The 17,524-nt window shown below is 67.2% G+C and carries 13 protein-coding genes and 1 pseudogene; all 14 read left to right on the plus strand.

The features are described 5' to 3' along the window. Window positions 1-261 (plus strand): annotated as a pseudogene (locus ON41_RS31430) (hypothetical protein); the annotation flags it as partial. Window positions 262-336: 75 nt separating this feature from the next. Beyond that, on the plus strand, window positions 337-1,254 hold the full coding sequence (locus ON41_RS31435) for a hypothetical protein (protein WP_040751780.1): 918 nt from the start codon (window positions 337-339) through the stop codon (window positions 1,252-1,254). Then, window positions 1,251-2,168 (plus strand): hypothetical protein, encoded by a 918-nt coding sequence (locus tag ON41_RS31440; protein ID WP_040751781.1) that lies wholly within the window; start codon window positions 1,251-1,253, stop codon window positions 2,166-2,168. The genes ON41_RS31435 and ON41_RS31440 overlap by 4 nt, the downstream gene beginning before the upstream one ends. Next, the gene (locus tag ON41_RS31445) at window positions 2,165-3,103 is read left to right on the plus strand and encodes a hypothetical protein (RefSeq protein WP_040751782.1); all 939 of its coding nucleotides are present in this window, start codon (window positions 2,165-2,167) and stop codon (window positions 3,101-3,103) included. The genes ON41_RS31440 and ON41_RS31445 overlap by 4 nt, the downstream gene beginning before the upstream one ends. A gap of 54 nt (window positions 3,104-3,157) precedes the next feature. Next, window positions 3,158-4,123, plus strand: a complete 966-nt coding sequence (locus ON41_RS31450) for a hypothetical protein (RefSeq protein WP_040751783.1) — start codon at window positions 3,158-3,160, stop codon at window positions 4,121-4,123. Window positions 4,124-4,152: 29 nt separating this feature from the next. Next, entirely contained in the window at window positions 4,153-5,097 is a 945-nt protein-coding gene (locus ON41_RS31455) for a hypothetical protein (RefSeq protein ID WP_040751784.1), read from the plus strand. A 154-nt stretch (window positions 5,098-5,251) separates the two neighbouring features. Further along, a complete protein-coding gene (locus tag ON41_RS31460) occupies window positions 5,252-6,010 on the plus strand; it encodes a hypothetical protein (RefSeq protein ID WP_157185681.1) in 759 nt (252 codons plus the stop codon). After that, the gene (locus ON41_RS31465) at window positions 6,007-7,311 is read left to right on the plus strand and encodes a hypothetical protein (RefSeq protein ID WP_040751786.1); all 1,305 of its coding nucleotides are present in this window, start codon (window positions 6,007-6,009) and stop codon (window positions 7,309-7,311) included. Before ON41_RS31460 ends, ON41_RS31465 begins: the two co-directional genes overlap by 4 nt. Window positions 7,312-7,384: 73 nt before the next feature. Beyond that, entirely contained in the window at window positions 7,385-9,247 is a 1,863-nt protein-coding gene (locus tag ON41_RS31470) for a type IV secretory system conjugative DNA transfer family protein (protein WP_157185682.1), read from the plus strand. Beyond that, complete coding sequence (locus ON41_RS39420) at window positions 9,244-10,110, plus strand: DUF4913 domain-containing protein (protein ID WP_051162896.1); 867 nt, start codon at window positions 9,244-9,246, stop codon at window positions 10,108-10,110. The genes ON41_RS31470 and ON41_RS39420 overlap by 4 nt, the downstream gene beginning before the upstream one ends. A gap of 45 nt (window positions 10,111-10,155) precedes the next feature. Continuing rightward, window positions 10,156-10,824 (plus strand): GNAT family N-acetyltransferase, encoded by a 669-nt coding sequence (locus ON41_RS31480; protein WP_040751787.1) that lies wholly within the window; start codon window positions 10,156-10,158, stop codon window positions 10,822-10,824. A gap of 1,216 nt (window positions 10,825-12,040) precedes the next feature. Next, window positions 12,041-14,893: an NACHT domain-containing protein gene (locus ON41_RS40740; protein WP_083905773.1), complete on the plus strand. Its 2,853-nt coding sequence runs from the start codon at window positions 12,041-12,043 to the stop codon at window positions 14,891-14,893. A gap of 442 nt (window positions 14,894-15,335) precedes the next feature. Further along, the gene (locus ON41_RS31490) at window positions 15,336-16,466 is read left to right on the plus strand and encodes a M20 family metallopeptidase (RefSeq protein WP_040751789.1); all 1,131 of its coding nucleotides are present in this window, start codon (window positions 15,336-15,338) and stop codon (window positions 16,464-16,466) included. 18 nt (window positions 16,467-16,484) lie between these two features. Continuing rightward, window positions 16,485-17,522: an NAD-dependent epimerase/dehydratase family protein gene (locus ON41_RS31495; RefSeq protein ID WP_218003584.1), complete on the plus strand. Its 1,038-nt coding sequence runs from the start codon at window positions 16,485-16,487 to the stop codon at window positions 17,520-17,522. Window positions 17,523-17,524: the final 2 nt, after the last annotated feature.

Raw genomic sequence — 17,524 nt, forward strand, 5'->3', positions numbered from 1 at the left:
ATCCCCACCGATCCCGCCGGCCACACGCTCCCGCCGCTGCCGGAACTGCTGGATCACCTACGCGACGCCCTCGCCACACCATCCGCCCTGCCGGGCCCCGACCGTGAGGCGAGCAGGGGACGGGGCGTGGTGACGGCGGCCGCGGTCGAGGCGGCCGGGCTGGACGGGACGCTCGGCGCCGAGATCACCGGCGGTGGCACCGACCCGCCCCCGGCCTCCCCGCACTCCGCCGCCGACCCCGGCCGAGACACCGAACCCTGACCCGACCCCGGGCGCCCGACTGCGCCGCTGTGCGCCACCGACCCGTGACTACTGCTCGACCCGAAGGGGGACATCATGACCGAACCAGCACCGTGGGATACCCAGCCGCCGTGGAAGATCCGGCTGCTGCAACAGATCCAGGACCTCGCCGCCGCCCGGACCGCCCTGTACCGCCGCGGCTACGAACCGCGCCCCGGCAGCGAGACCACCGCCCTGCGCACCTGGCGCACCGACCTGCACCGTCTCGCCGACCTGCGCACCGACCTCGAAGCCCGCGCCGCAGCGACCGGGGTGCCGCGGCCGTGGATCGACGCCGTCGTCGCGGACGGCAACCGCGGCCACCGCTACACCGACCACCACCCGCACCCGGCCGGCGCGAATCCCGCCCGCGACACCGTGATCGACGCCATCGCCGCGGATGTGTGGCAACTGCAGCACACCGCCGCCCTGGTGGCCGCCCGCCGCGACCGGCTCCACACCGCGGGCGTGCTGACCGAGCCGGAGCCCGCCGTGTCGACGAATGCCGACCGCAACATGGTGTGGCTGTGGCTGCGGGCCGTAACTGCCGCCGACGCGCTGCGGCTGACCGAGACCGAACGAGATCGGCTGTGGGCCACCGACGCCGCCGGCTGGCGGCGCATCATCGCCGCCACCGTCGCCACCTACGACGACGCCGCACTCGACGCCCGCTGGCGCGCCCACGCCGACCCCGACATCGCCCTGCACACCGCACTCACCGCAGGCGATATGGACAACCCGGTCCCGACGGGGGAGCGGGGCCCGATCCCCCCGAGCCCGCCGCACATGATCGCCGCCGCAGAACGCGCCCTGGCGGACACCGACAACCCCGCGATGTCCCCGCCCGATAATACGTTCACCACCGGCATCGAGGCCGTCCTGCCCGACCCCGATGCGGCCCTCGGGATGCACGGTCCGGCTGCCGGGTCGCCGCTGCCGTCGGGGAGAGGGCCGGGATCGGAGGTCGGACCGTGACCGTCGACCGTCCCGAGCCGGTGCGCGCGGCCCCCAGCCCGCAGCAGACGGTGTTGCTGCACCGCATCCACACCCAGGCCGCCACGGCCCGCCTGTTCCGCGGAACCACCGCTGCCGCACCGTATTCGGGACCGGAATGGGCGGCGTGGCCGCTGCTGCAGCCTACGGTCGTCGCCGAGCGTCGCCGCCTCGAGCGCCTGGCCCGCGCCGCCGGTGTCGCCGATCGCACGGTGGTGCTGGCGTGGCTGACCGGGTACCGGGGCCTGCCGTGGCCGTCGGGCGACCCGGCCCGGCTGGGCGGCGCCCTGCGCGAAGGTGCACGCGCGGTGCTGGACGGCGATATCGCGCGCGTGCACGATATGGCGGCCGTCGCCGCCGCGCGCACCTATCACTGGCCGACCGGGCGACGACTCCGACAGCGCCCCGACCCGCACGCGCGGGACCGGTACCTGCGCAACATGACCGCCGTCGGGTGGCAGGCCACCGCGCTGGGCGATCTGCTCGACGTCGACGCGCTGGAGTGGAAGCGGCTGTGGCGGCTGCCCGGCAGCGACCGCGACGCGCTCGCGGCCCGATACCGCGACCCCGCCGCGACCGCCACCGTCGAGAACCGATGGCACCACTACGCCGACGCGACCATCCAGGCCGACGCCCAGGCGGAGCTGACGGTCCTGGGACGCGGCCTGGACACCACCATCCGCTGGCGGTTCATGCCCGACCCGAATCTGTTGATCACCCAAGCCGACCCAGCCCAGAGCCCCACCTCCGGGCCGCCCGGTCGCAGCGCATCGGTGACCGCGATCGACGCCGCCCTGCCCGCCGGACTCGACCGCAGCTGGGAGCCCGGCACCGCCACACCGGCGTCTCTGGCCGAGCAGCCCGGACCGGCGTCGCAGCGCTGGGCCGAACCGTGAGCGCCGCACGCGGCCGGCGGGCGTGGCGCGCGGGCTCGATCCGCCCGGAGCAGGCGGCCCTGCTGCGGGAGGTGCAGCAGCTGGCCGCCGAGGGGGCCCGATTGCGCGACGCCATGTACGAGGCGTCGTCGGACCTGACGGAGATGGCCCGGATCCTGCACGACGCCAACGCCGTCGACCGCCGCCGCATCCTCGCCGAGGTCACCGCACGCAGCGCCGGAGTCCCCGCGGCCTGGGTCGACCACGTCCGCGAACACGGACAACTCGGCCACCCGTGGGACGACCAGCAGCTGCTGCCCACACCCCCGCCCGACCGGCGGCGACGCTCGGAACGCCGCGTCGCCGACGACACCCGCCAGCTCACCGACATGGCCGCGATCAGCGTCGTGCGCGACCACCTCCACGTCGCCGCCGGGATCACCACCGAACCCGAACCGGTCGCGGCCGAACAATTCGGCCGCAACATGGCCGCCCTGACCGCCCGGTCGCTGCGGGTCGCGCGCGCGGTCGGGCTCACCGACTCCGAACGTGTAGCGCTGTGGGAACGCACCGACCGCGACTGGAGCCATGAGATCGCGCCTTACCTGCACCACTACGGCCGCGGCGACATCGACTCCCTGTGGCGCGCCCACGCCGACCCCGCCATCGCCGCCGGGGTTAGCAAGGCAATGACCCGATGGGCCAAGACCAACAGCAAGTACCCCCGCCCGGCCGAGCCGTCCCACGAACACCTGCCGCCCCCACCGACCTACCTGATCAGCCAAGCCCGCCACGCACTCGACACCCTCCTGGCCACCGGCCACCACCACGACGCCTCGATCAGCACCGCCGTCGACGTCGCGCTGCCACCGGCGGCCCGCGACTGGCAGCCCGACCCCGCCGCGGCACCGGACCCCGCACCGGGCCGCGACACCGATCCCGGCCGCGACCCGTAGGCCCGCGGCTACTTCACCACCCCGCCACCGTCTTTCGAGTTGGAGAGAACTGTCATGACCGGATCGGAGCAACCGGTCGGCTCGAATCTGGAGCCGGACGAGGCTGTCTCGCAGTGGCATCAGCGGCTGCTGTGGCAGATCCAGTACTTCGCCTCCGAGCACGCCCGCATCAGCCGTGCCGGGCCCGAGGGCTACGACAACGGCGACGGCAGCCCGGAGGACGCCTGGCGCAGCCATCTCGACGCCCTGGCCGCCCATCGGGAGGTCGCCGAACAAGACGCCCAGTCGGCGGGAATCCCCGCCGACCTGGTCACCCGCGCCCGCGACACCGGTACGCGGGGAGGTACTGCGACTGCGACCGTGGCCGCCGCCGCGAATGCCGATCCCCCCTCGGTCCGCGACGAGGTCAAGGAGTTCTACGGCGACATGCTGTCGCTGGACTGGTGGCACCTGGAACGCATGGCCCTGATCGACACCGCTCGCACGCTGCGGATGCCCGACGGCCTCTACGGCCTGGGCACCGACAGTAACGCCCGAGACTCCTTCGCCCGCAACATGCGTCACCTGCACACGCGGGTGACCGCGCTCGCCGCGGCCGCGGAACTGACCGACGCCGAAGGCCGCCTGCTGTGGGGCGACCCCGGCGTGCAGGCGTGGCGCCGGTACGCCGCGGCGACGGTGGACACCGTCGACGACCTGACCCTCGAACACACCTGGCGCGGCTACGCGGACCCGCTGACCGAGCCCGACATCCCGCCCTACATCCCCACCGACCCCGCCACCGGCGCCCCCGCCGGGCAGCTGCACACCCTGCCACCCACCCCCGACGAACTGCTCGCCTGGACTCGCCACGCCCTCACCGCCACGCCCGAACGGGCGGCCTCGACCCAAACCGCCGTGGACACCGCCCTGCCCGACACCGCCGACCGCGCCTGGACCGCCGAGCCGACCACCGGTCTCTCGCAGCGAGACCACCAGCCAGGCCTGGCCAGCGACCGTGGGCCCGACACCGGCCGCTGACCCGGCCTCACCCGACCCGAAGGACACCGATGCCCGCCGACTCCTCCTCCCGCGCTGCGGATACCGTGCTGGCCGCGCGGATTCCGTGGTGGCAACGCCAGCTGCTGCGCCAGATCCAGACCCTCAGCGCCGACCACACCCGTGCGGCGCAAGGACCACCTGGCGTCGGCAGCGACGCCGCGGTGCTGCGCCGCGACAGCGACCTGCGGTACCTGCACAACCAGCGGCTGGACTGCATCCGCCGCGCCGACATCCTCGGCGTGCCCGGCGCCTGGATCGACTTCGCCCGCGCCGAAGGCGACGCCGCCGTGGACTGGCGCGACGACGCCCGCTTCCCCGCCCCCGGGCCCGGCGCCCGCCGGGTCATGCTCGAGCGCCTGTACGACCAGCTCGCGGTGATCGGCGAGATGGCCGTCGTCGACGCCGAACGCCGCGCCCGACCGGCCATGGCGTACGTCACCGACATCGACGGGCTCGGACCCGACAACGCCTACCAGCAGTGGACCTTCCGCCGGAACATGAACCAGCGGTGGATGCTGGCCGCCACCTACGCCGACGCCATCGCCGCGACCGGCAACGAACGCGACCAGCTGTGGGCCACCGCGACCGCCGCCCGCACGCGCCTGCGCGACACCGCCGCGGCGATGGACCGCTACAGCCTCGAACGGCGCTGGGAAACCTTCGCCGCCGACTGGTTCGGCACCGACGCCGTCCGGCTGACCGACACCCTCGAACCCGACCCCGCGACCGACCCCGGCCACCACCCCGGCACCAGAACCGGATTCCCCACCCCCTACACCGTGGTCGCACAGGTCGACGCCGAACGCCAGGCGCACCGCACCGCACCCGCCCACCCGGGGACGGACGCCGTCGAGGTCACCGTCCCCGCAGACGTCGACCGCACCTGGACCGACAGCCCCCAGCCGGCCGTCGCACCGGAGACCGGACCGTCACCGTCGGGACCCGATCCATAGCCCACGCCGACCCGCCCACGCGCTGCGGTTCTGCTGGCGCCGGCCTCCGCAGCCACATCACATCTTTGCCAGATCGACCCATTTCACCGCGAGGGACATCTCAACCGCCGCATCACGATTCACCGCGGCACCGCTTCGACCGAGGCCAATTGCGATGTCCGACAACACTATTCCTGACCAGGCTCCTGCCACCGATACTCCGATACCGTCGCGCGACGGGTTACCGCTCTCACGCGGTAGCGAGGCCGCCGAGCGGTTGTTGCGGCTGCTGTACCGCGACATGACAGTTCCCGCCGCGTTGCGCGACGGGCCGATCACCCACACCTACCGCGACGCCGCCACCGACACCGGCCACGCGCAGCATCTGCGCGAGATCCAGAACCTGGCCGCGCTGCGAGCGGGCGCGGTGGACGGCATCGTGCTGGACGACGCCGCCGACACCCGCCGCGGCATCCTCACCACCGCACTCGACGACGCCTGCCGCGACGCCACCGCCGCCGGTATCGCGGCCGCCGATATCGCGCTGGCCGAAGAGGTCGGCGCCGCCGGGCTGCCGTGGACCGAACACCCCGCGCATCGACTGCTGGGCCGCATCGAACAACTCACCCACCAGCTCCATGAGGCCCGCGAACAGATCGCCGCGCTCGACAGCGTCCTCTACACGAGCCACCAGCGTGAGGTCGCCGCGACCACCACCATCCACCGGCTGCGCGGCCAACTCGCCCACCACGTCACCACCCCCGCGGCCGGGCTCGGCCTGGACCCCGCCGGTGCGGGGATCACCGCGGCCGTCGACACCGCCTGGCCCGATCCCTCCGGCCCGGCCGGTAGCTGGCCGGGCGGCGCCGATGCGGAGGGTGCGCCTGCGGCGGCGGCCTCGCCGGTGGCGGTGGACCGGGAGGTGGAGCGGTGAGCTGGCCGGAACAGCGGTACGGCCTGACCGACCCGGAGTACTACCGCGACGCTGCCGACGCCACGGAACGACAGTTGCGGGCCGACTTCGCGCACCACTGCTTGCTGATGGATGCCGCAGTATTCGCCGAGTCTCCGCGACAGCGCAGCGAGTTCCTGAACCAAGCCGGTGCCCTGGCGGTGGCCTGGGGCCGTCACCGCGACGAGCGACTGCGCAAGATGTGGCAGGGCTCGCAAACCGCGAGGGCGGCCTACGAAAGCCGCCCGATGATCGCGCAGGCCCGCTACAGCGCCGTCGCCCGCGCTCGGGAGCGGGGCGAACCGACCGTCGACGACGTCACCTGGCGCACCCTGCAGCAGGCGCGCGAAATCACCGGGCACGCCCACAGCGGCCCGATCGCCGGATCCGAACAGGACGCCCCCCACTACCACACGAGGGTCACCGCGCCTGCTCCCGAACGCGCCGTATCGCACAGCCCGGGGCCCGACCACCGGACCGCAGTGCAGAAGGCCCTCGGCGCTCCCCGGGATATGGTGCGCGACAGCGGCGAGGACATGCTGGACCGGGTCGATGCGGTGCTCGCGGCCACCGAAGACGCCCTGGCCGTCGAGGAGACCGAAGCCGCACTCCAAGCCCGCGCGCAGCTGCTGCCCCGCGCGGTCCGCGACGCCCCGATCGCGTTCAACTACGGCGCCGGCGACGACGCGATCTGGACCACCCGACAAACCACCGTGCTGCGGCTGCTGCAGGACCTCACCGCCGAACACACCACCGTCGCCGACGGATTCACCGGCGACCGCGCCGCCGACCAGAAACTGATCCGGCGGTTGGAGAAGCTGCAAGCCGCGATCAGCGCCACCCGCCTCGACGCCGTGCACGCCGGCGTGTCCACCGACGACGTGGACCACGCCTACCAACTCGGCCGCGACGGCATCCACTGGAGCGTCGAACCGGCCAGCCCGCGGCTCGGCCGGATCGCGCAGCTCACCGAACACCGCGACCACGCGCGCGCCGAAGCTGACGCCCTGCGCACCCAGATCGCCGACCTCCAACGTCAACTCGACCACTACACCCGCGGCGCGGGCCGCGACAGCCCGCCTCCCGAACACCTGGCGACGGCCCGCCCGGCACCCGGTCCGGGCATCCGCGCGCACGGCGCCGACATCGGCGACGCCGTCGACGCCGCGCTCCCCACCGCCGAGTCCGGCGGCTGGACTCCGCCACCGGCACCGCACGAGTCCGCGCACCCAGCTGGGGTCCCGGTGATCGAACCGGAGTCCTCGCCCCAGCCGCAGTTGTGAAAAACATTGCGGCACAACGCTATCCACATTCATCCACAGATTCATGCACACCCTGGGAGGTGAGTGGGCCGTGATGGCTCGTCGTGAAACCCGCCGCCGCAGCACCGGCGGCCTCGGAGAGGAAACCTGGCTGCTGATCTGCGGTCTCGCCGCCATCGGAGTCGGACTGCTGGCATGGGCAGCGCTCGAGGTGGGCTGCTGGTGGGCCGCAATACCCGTCGCCGGCCACCCGGTGGCCGCGCTGCTGCAGGTCATGACCGGACGGCAGCGGTGGCCGTGGCAAGCCACCGTGATTCTGGCCGTATTCGCCAGTGTCGCAACCGTTGTGGGGCATCGTGCGTGGCGACGGTTCCCGCGCACGGATGCGATCGACGCCGCCGCCCGCACGATGGTGTCGCCCCGGGCCATCACGCTGGGGCGGCGGGAGGACAACGCGGCCGCGGCCAAGCGGTTGCTGAAAGACGCTCCCGCGGAGATCCGGAAACTGCCGGGCCCGTTGCTCGGCAGGACCGTCGCCGGTGGCATCGACCTGTATCTGCCGGTCGAGCTGGGGATGTTCATCGCGGCCGGGCAGCGGACCGGCAAGACCATGGCGTGGGCGATCCCCGCGACCCTCGGCGCGTGGGGCCCGGTGGTGTGCACGTCGAACAAGCCGGACCTGTACCGGCACACCGTCGCCGGCCGGGAGAAGAAGGGCCGGGTGTGGCTGTGCGACTTGCAGGGAGTGGACGGAGAACCGCGGTGCACGTTCTGCGTCGACCTGCTCGCGCTGGTATCGCGGCTTCCCGCCGCGCGGAAACTGGCGTCGTACTTCGTCGCCGGCGCCACCGGCTCGGCCGCGCAGCAGGCGGTGGCGAAGAAGGACGACTACTTCGACGGCGGCGCACAGGAGTTGCTGGCGTTGCACACGTTCGCCGCCGCATGCGCGCAGGGCGATCTGCTGCACGTGGGGGAGTGGCTGTCGGCGGACCAGGATCAGACCCCGGCCCTGATCCTCAAGGCGAAGGGGCACGAGTATGCGGCGCAACGAATCCTGGATGCGCAAAGCCTCTACAGCAGGCAGCGCGACGGCCTCTACGACATGGCCAGACGGTTTTTGAACACCCTGTCCGACGAGGGCTACGCGCGGATGGTGGTCCCGCCGATCCGCCGACGCTTCTCGGTCTACGAACGAGGCCCCGGGGACATCGTCATCGACGTCGAGTACGAGCAGAAGATCAACCACCATCTGCCGCAGTTCCGGCCCGACGAATTCGTCACCAGCACCGACACCGTCTACGCGCTGTCGATGAAAGGCCCGGACTCGGCTACCGCGCTCACCGCCGCACTCATCGGGCAGATCGTCGACACCGGACTGGCGACCGCGCGACGACGGGTGGACGGCCGGTTGGCGGTGCCGATGACCGCGGTCCTGGACGAGGCCGCGAACTGTGCGCGGGTGGCGGAGCTGCCGGATTGGTACACCTACTGCGGTGGCTGCGGGATCGTGCTCATCGCGATCGTGCAGGTCCTCGAACCGGCCGAGGAGCTGTGGGGGCCGGGCCAGGTGAAGACGATGCGCGCCCAGAGCATCGAGATCTACGGCGGCAGCATCGCCACCCCCTCGTATCTGGAGGAATGGGTGCGTGCGATCGACGACCACGACGTCGCCGATCACTCCCGCTCCCACGGCGCCGGCGGCACCAGCCGCAGCACGTCCTGGCGCGCCGAGCCCATCTTCAACATCGCGAAACTCACGCGCTTGCCGAAGAACCGCGCCCTGATCCGGCTGCCCGGCCACGAACCGGTGCTGGTGCGGAAGGTCTTCTGGTGGGACAACCCCGCCCTGAAAGCCGTTGTCGCCGAATCCCTCACCCGCTTCGACGACCCCGGATTCGAACCAGCACCCCCGCCACCCCCACCGCGCGGGGACGGCGCTGCGGGGGTGGAACTGTGACCGCGGCGACCGGCGGTGGGGGAGCGGGGAAACAGGCCCCGATCCCGCCCGCGTACCCGGACTTCGTGGTCTTCGCCGAGAAATGGCTGCTGCCGTTCGTCACCGTCCGGCTCGCCGAAGCCAACCGGGAACAGACCTACACCTGGTGCACCCAATGGTGGCGCCACCGGCCGGTGTCGGTGCGGATCGCGCACCTGCACACCGCGTTCGAAGCCGCCCGCCGCTCCCGCAGCGGCAGCACCGTCTCGAGCTACCTCACCGCCCACGTCGACGCCCACATGCAACTCATCCTCGACGCCGCCAACGGCCCGCTGCACCGCTGCACCCGCACCAGACACGTTGCCCTGCCATCCCTGTCGGCCGACCCGGTGCCGCCGGGATGGTTCGGACCACCTCGGAAACCCCCGCCCGCGAATGCCGACAGCGAGGGAGGTGACGGGAAGAAACGGCCGCCGCCGCGGTTCGCGCACTACGCCGACTGGGTGGAGCAGTGGCTGCTGCCGGTGACCGCGGTCCGGGTCGCGGGCAACCACCGCGAGGGCCAGTACACGTGGTGCCGGCAATGGTGGGCCCACCACGGCGTCGCCGTGCGGTTCGCCGCCCTGCACGCGGTCTTCGAAGCCGCCCGGCTCGCCGACGACAAAACCGCCATGAGCACGTTGTTCGTCTCCCACATCGACCCGCACCTGCGGCGCATCCTCGACGCCGCCCAAGGCCCCCTGCACCGCTGCACCCCCGACCGGCACACACCCCAACCCGGCCTGCCCACCACCGACGTCCCACCCCACTGGTTCACCACCCCGGTCCCGGCCGAAGACCTCGGATTCGGCCCCGACTTCCGCGCCTTACACCCCAATCCCTGACCCGTTCAGCGTCACTCCGCTCGGCGCCACCGCGCGGCGCTCGACGTGACGCTCCGACTGGAGGACCTCGTGACTATTCCGCGCCGCGGCGACCAACTCGCGTTCGACATCCGCCACCCGAACGGCCGCAACGAATTCCGTGCCCTGTTGCGCCTGAGCGTCATGGCCGCAGATCCCGACCCGGTCCGTGCCGTCCGCATGTGGCTGGCAGACAAAACAGGGCTGCTGTCCTCCGCCCTCACCCCGGCCGCCCACGCCGCCCTGGACCGCGCCCACCACACTGCGGGCATCGAAGGCATGCTGATGGCGCGATCCTTGGCCCTGGTCGCGGTCTCCCACGGCGAAGTGATCGGCGGACTCACCGCCGGACCGCCCGAGCGGGTCATCCACCACCTCGAACTCACCGCCCCCGACACCCTCCGCCACGCACTCACCGCGCTCACCGAAATCCACACCCTCGCCGTCGAACCCGCCTACCAGCGCAACGGTGTGGGCAGCGCCCTGCTCAGTCGCGCCATCACCACCGCCCACACCGCCGGCGCCGACCTGCTCTACAGCCAGATCACCCCCGGCCACACCGACCTGTTCCACCGCGCCGGACTCACCGTCCACACCCCCGCCACGCGACTACGCCTGTTCCGCTACGGAATCCCCGCCATCCGATACCCCGACCCGGACCGCATTCTCGTATCTGTGAACCTTCAGGACCTATGAATCGCAGTTTGTGAGCAGATCGCGAAGACACGAGCTTCACGGCTACCGTCCGACCGCTGGAAAGTCGAAGCCGCCCGGGTCGCCGATGACAAGACCGTCCTGAGCGCCCTGTTCGTCTGGCATCGACCCGCATACGCGACGCATTCTCGACGCCGCGCAAGGCCCCTTCACCGTTGCACCCCCCCGACCGGCGCACTCCAACCCGGCCTGCTCACTATCTAGGTCCCACCCACTGGTTCGCGACCGCCCCGGGCCCGGCCGAAGGCATCGGATTCGGCCCCGACTTCCGCGCTCTACACCACGGCGCATCCAGTTGACCACGATGCCCATAGAACATGCCCGCAGCCGATGCGTATGCGATGTAGCGCCCGTCGACAGAAGGAAGGTATGGCAGTCTCGCGATCCGACGAAAAGACCATTCCAAATCTGACACCCGGAGCGCCGCAACGAATTCCGCGCATTACAACGGGTCAGCCTCGTGGGCGCGGGCTCGACCCGCGCGTACGATGCGGATGCGATTGGCACCTGACCGGACTGCTGTCCTCGGCGCTGACCCACGCCACCCAGTCGCCCTTGACGATGCTCGTACAGCAGCCTGTACCAAGGACATGCTGGTGTCGCCAGCGTTGGCGCTGGTGGCGGCATCCCACGGTGAAGTGATCGGCGGACTCACCGCCGGACCGTCGGTCCCAGTCGATCGGCAAACCGAACTCGCCGCCAGCGACAGCACCGTGATCACCGAAATCTGTGCTTCGCAATCGAACCCAACTACCGACGCAATGGCATCTGCAGCACCGTGGTCATCCGAGCCGTCACCACCCACACGACTGCGGCGCCGGCCTCCTCTCCAGCCAGGTGCCGCCCGGGTACGCCGACATCTACCGGCGTGCCGGACTGACGGTCCAAGCCCTCCGCAACGATGCGGTTGTTCCGCTACGGCGTTGCGGCCGTCAGATACTTGAGTGTCCAGGTCGCTCTCTCGCATCCACAAACCTGTGGCAGCTGTGAGTGACAACATTTGCGAGTGGTGGCCATAGGAGAGGATCAGATCGTGCTTCGGCAGGGAGGGGGCTGTAAGGTCCATTCGTTTCGGTCTCCGAGGAACTGGCGCCGTTGCTGTAAGGGAGGCTGATACGGAATACCCACAGTCCTGCGAGGTTTGCCATCCCAACGTCGGCAGGGTAGATATCCTTTCACAGAGGAGGAACATCGTCTAATGGTCCAGTCGGAAGAACAAGATAGGTCGCATTGGTCCAGAATTGGCGTGTGGATCTTCAGAGGCTTTGGTTTGTCAGGCATGCTCCTGGCGTTATTGAAGAGCTTCGGGTCGGACCATCCTCTACTTGCCGCCTTCGTTATTGTTGTTCTCTTTTCCGCCTTATGGTTCTTCAGTTACGTGGTGCGCCCTTTTCGTGTCTGGCTTGCGCGCATCGGGGAGGCAACTGAGGTCGCAGTCCGCGAATTGCTGTTCGGTGCGGGACGCCGCTATAGGCAGAACTTGCGCGTCCTTTTGGATGAACTTGACCAACGCGGATTCGAAACCCGAGAACCGGAAGCCCCCTCGGCTCATCGCGCGTTTGTTGAGGCGACGTTGGTCGCAGCTGACCCGGGTTCTGTCGGTGCGCATCTACTAAGTGACCCGACTGCGGTGGGACGAAAGTCGATCGATTATTTTATTGCCGACCGTGGTCGCCGAAATCCCGGCCGGTTGCTCGTTGTGCTCGGGGTTCCAGGTGTGGGTAAGACAACACTGCTACGCCACATGGCGCGCGAATGGTCCAACAAAACAGTCCTCGCGCGGGTGCGGCAAGATATCCCGATATTAATCACTCTGCGAGAGTGTTCGCCGCGTGTATTCGATGACCCCAATCGTGATATCTCTATCGTGAGTTCCGAGGTCACTGAACTTGATGTGGAATGGCTAAAAATCAAGCTTCGCCGTGGACGGTGCCGGATACTACTAGACGGTGTTGATGAAATAGTCGATGTTGAGGAGAGGCAGAAGATTTTTCGCTGGATTACGGTTCAGCGCCGCCGCTATCGGCATAACGACTTCATGGTAACATGCCGGCCTGGGGAATATGATAAGAATATTCTGGAGCCAACGCTCGTTATTAGGCTGTGTCATTTCTCAAGTGCGCAAATAGAAAAATTCGTCCTTCAATGGTATGACGCAGTGCGTCTGGTGGAGTCAGAGGCGACTCCTAATTATTTGATAAACCAATTGAATGGCAATGAAACTCTCCGTTCGCTAGCTGCAAACCCGCTGCTGTTGACCTTTATAGTTATTGTATTTAGGCATGCAACCCGGGGTCGCGGACATGTGGAAACGTCGTTCCAGCTCCCTCAAAGCCGGGCGCATCTATACCACGATATTTGCGTCCACATGCTCTCCGGCCGCCCGCTAGCCAAGGGTTTATCGGTACTTGAAGGGCAGATGGAAGTGCTGCAGTTCGTGGCATTTACGATGATGGAAATGCAGGTGACCGAAATAACTCGAAAAGACGCATTGAGTCTCCTTGCGAAGAGCAATTCTCCGCTATCTGCTGATTGTTCCCCTGAAGATTTGTTGATGAGAGCAAATCATGACGGGCTGTTGTCGGCACCCGTGGGTTCCAGGATCGGTCGAGATAGTGTCTCGTTCACTCACCGCACGTTTCAAGAGTATTTGGCCGCGCGTCATGTTTACGAAAATGGCATGCATGCCAGGCTTAGAAAGCGAGTCATGGACTCGACCGGATGGTGGCGCGAGACCTGCCTTTTCTACGCGGCGCTCGGAGATGCTGGCAATGTAACCGCTGATCAAATAGTTGTAGCTTGTCTAGAACGTCGCGACAGTGCTTTCGCCATTGACCTCGCGTTATCTATCTGCGATCAAGGTGATCATGTCTCCGGAAATCTTCGTCGAGAGGTTGACGGAATTATCGAATCTGCGGCGACTTCGCCTCCTGATATTCGTCGAGTGGTCGCGCGAGCATTGCTTTTGAGGCACTTTAGACACGCGCCGATATTGGACAATGGAAATCGTTGCAGTTCTCCAATAACATGGAATATATATGAACTGTTCTGTCAGGATGTCAATCTCGTGAGTGAGTTTACATCAGATTTTATCGATCGGGTGGATCGGTCCTCCATCGTGATGGGTATATCTGGTGAAGCTGCTGTCGCATTCGTTGCGTGGTCGAATTCTCTCATGGCGAGCGGATCCGGTGCCACGTGCCGTCTGCCCTCCCATCGTGACGTCACCCTGGTGAAGCAAGGATATTCCAATGTTTGGATAGAATCAGCCGGCGAACTTCTTCCAGCTCGGTGGAGCGCGAATGGAAACACGATAGAATACCCTTACCTGGTAGCGGTGGATGATTATAATAGTAGCTTTGGGACTGCAAATGCTTTTGTGGCTGGGAAAATCGGACGAGAAATTGAATCGCTCGATTCTGTGGTTAAGTCCGTACCGAATAATAGCTTCGATCACTACTACTCAAGTATCGTAGATCTGGCGTTGGATAGGGCTTTGGGGGCGCATATCCCCGAAGTGTCTAGTGTTCCATATGGCGGCTTGAGGCTACCCGCTGTGAATCTTCGAGAACTGGGTCGTATAGCCAAAGATTTAGTTCCAGACCTTGCTCTCGCTATCGCGATTTCAGAGGATCCTGAAGTTTGGCGGCGGAGCGGGATACCTTTCGAGGAGTCGAATGCCCCCGAGGGGCAGTCTGATTATGACGTGGAGCGGAGAGAGATAACGCTAAGATTGCATGTAAAAATTGCAGATCTAATTCCCAGTATGTATGGGGTTGTTGATTCTGCTAGAGCTTTTTTGGAGGACGGCAGCAGTATCTTGGATATCCTGGATGGCTTGCATGAGACGGCTAGTCGCTGTGGTATCGATACGAATGCCGCTGTCGCTGGGCGAATTCGGATACTGATGCTCTACCTGGCAGCGAAAGCGGGAAATCGAGGTGCTCTGGATGTAGCGACCCTGTGTCATCGAGCAATTATCGCAAGCATTCTGGCGGAGCGGCGCCGTGACGAGGCGCGAGATGAGGTTCTGATCCTTTCGCTTGACTGATGTGCGACACCGGCATCTCACGGAGCAGCTCCGCTTGCTGTGGCGCGCTCTCATATTGGGAGAACGGGCGACAGCACGTACCTTGATGATTTCAGTAAAGGTCGACCGCGGACTGCGAGTGCTCAGTTCCTCCCGAGCCGCGAGCGGTGCCGAGTGTCGCTTTCGAAGGATGCCTTCGGTCGTCGCGAATGCCGCCCAGCCGCTGGGAATGACGTGGCACCATCAGCTCTAAAGGCGCTCGTCTCCGTCCAAATTCTTCTATCTTGAACTCAAGAGTGCTTGCTGTTTGGTGATTTCTTGAGCCGTGAACATGCTTCGAACGACGTGCGGGAGCGTTGAGAGTAACTTCGACCTGCGTGATCGTCGCAGCCCAGAATGTGGCAACCGAACGACGTTGACCCCCAGCCAGGCGTCGTCGATGGGTAGGTACGAAGATCGGGGGATGGGTATCGATCGTGCTGTACTGGAACACGCTGAGAACAAGCTCCCGGCAATGCTTGATTGGCTCCGTCTACTCGTGAGCTGCGAATCGCCGTCGAACGACCCCCGTGGTCTCGAGGCCTGCGCCGCGTTGCTTCAGCCGTGGTTGTCGAGCGCTCTTCGTCGGTCCGTGCGATTGGAAGCGGTTGGGGCAAACGTGCACCTGCTCGCGGAGGCCGAAAGCCCGAAGGTGTTGCTACTGGGGCATTTCGATACTGTTTGGCCAGTCGGTACCACCGTGGAGTGGCCATTCTCGATCTCGGAGGGCGTTGCGTCTGGTCCGGGCGCGTTCGACATGAAGGCCGGGATCGTTCAGGCGATTGCGGCGATCGAACTCCTCGCTGATGCGTCGCATGTGAGTGTGCTGCTGACCAGTGATGAGGAGGTCGGATCGGCAACATCCCGCGGGCTGATCGAGGAGCAGGCCCGCCGGTCTGGAGCGGTGCTCGTGTGCGAGCCGAGCGCCGACGGTGGCGCGGTGAAGACGGGCCGCAAGGGGATCGCGAATTACCGAGTGGGGGTCAGGGGCAAAGCTGCTCACGCAGGGCTGGAGCCGGAGCTTGGCGTCAATGCCGGCGTCGAGCTGGCGCATCAGATTCTCGCTATCTCAGGCCTGGGCAACGGTGGCACATCCGTCACGCCAACGGTTCTGTCTGCTGGCACGACGGTGAATACCGTTCCCGAGCGTGCTCAGTGTGCGGTGGATGCGCGGTCGTGGACGACGACGGATCTGGAGCGCGTGGATCGGGCGATATTCGCACTCGCACCGCGCCTGCCGGGTGCCGAGGTAGTGGTGACTGGTGGGATCGACAGGCCCCCGTTCGAAGAAACCGTCGCGCGGTCGCTGTACGCCGAAACAGTCGCCGCAGCACAGGATCTCGGGCTTGTACCGCCGGCGGCGGTACGGTCGGGCGGAGGATCGGATGGCAATCTGACTGCCGCGATCGGTGTGCCTACCTTGGACGGGCTCGGCGCGGTCGGTGGCCATCCACATGCGCGCAACGAACATGTCGTTGTGGACGCGATGCCCGAACGCGCGGCGCTGCTTGCTGCGTTGCTTACCCGGCTGGGTGATCGTTCGCTCTCCGAGTGATCGGCCACAATGGACAAGGTGACGCGAGTTCTCATTTTGGGCGGGTCCTGGTTCCTCGGCCGCGAGATCGCCGAGCAGGCGGTTGCACGGGGCTGGGAGGTGACGACATTCCGGCGCGGCCGAAGCGGGGCGGACGTGGACGGCGTGACAACGATCCGTGGTGATCGAACCGAGCCCGACGATCTGAAGCGGCTGGCCGCGGCCGGGGTCTGGGACCTGGTGGTCGACACATCCAGTTTTGTTCCGCGGGAGACATTGCAGCTCGCCCGCGCGCTGGCGCCGGTCGCTACTCGATATGTGCTGGTGTCGACGGTGTCGGTGTATGCGGGCTGGCCGGTCGAGCCGTTGGACGAATCGTCGGAAGTATTGGACTGCCCAACGGACGCGGGCCCGGATTACGGATACGACGGTGATCCTGGCCCGTCGACCTACGGGTTCGGAAAGGCCGGTTGCGAACGCGCGATCGTCGAGACCTTCGGACCGGAACGGACCAGCATCCTCCGGCCGGGAGTCATCCTCGGTCCACGTGAATATGTCGGCCGGTTGGAGTGGTGGCTGCGGAGAATGCGGCGGGGCGGACGAGTCCTTGCCCCGGGCCGGCCTGACCGTTCCATCCAGCCGGTCGACGTCCGTGACGTCGCCGCTTTCGCGCTCACCCCGGCGTTGACCGGGGTTTTCAACCTCACCGCGTCGGGCCGCGAGACGTTCGGTCAGATGCTCGATGCCTGCCGCGAGGTGACGGGCAGGGAGGCGACAACAACGTGGATCACCGATGAGAAGTGGCTCATGGACCAGGGCGTCCAGCAATGGACCGAACTGCCGCTGTGGCGCATCTACCGCGGCGCGTGGGCAGTCGACTCCCAGCGTGCCCGCGATGCCGGATTCACTACGCGTTCGATTCGTGACACTGTGTCGGACACCTGGGGCTGGCTTGCGGGTGGCGGGCATGCGATCGCACACGAGCGCGCCAGCGAACTAGGTATCTCACCGCAGCGCGAGCAGGCACTGCTCGGCCTGTGGGATTCCACGCAGCTCGATCACTGCGGCGGAGACTAGCG

It is taken from the genome of Nocardia transvalensis NBRC 15921 (genome assembly GCF_000308875.1).
Taxonomy (GTDB): Bacteria; Actinomycetota; Actinomycetes; order Mycobacteriales; family Mycobacteriaceae; genus Nocardia; species Nocardia transvalensis.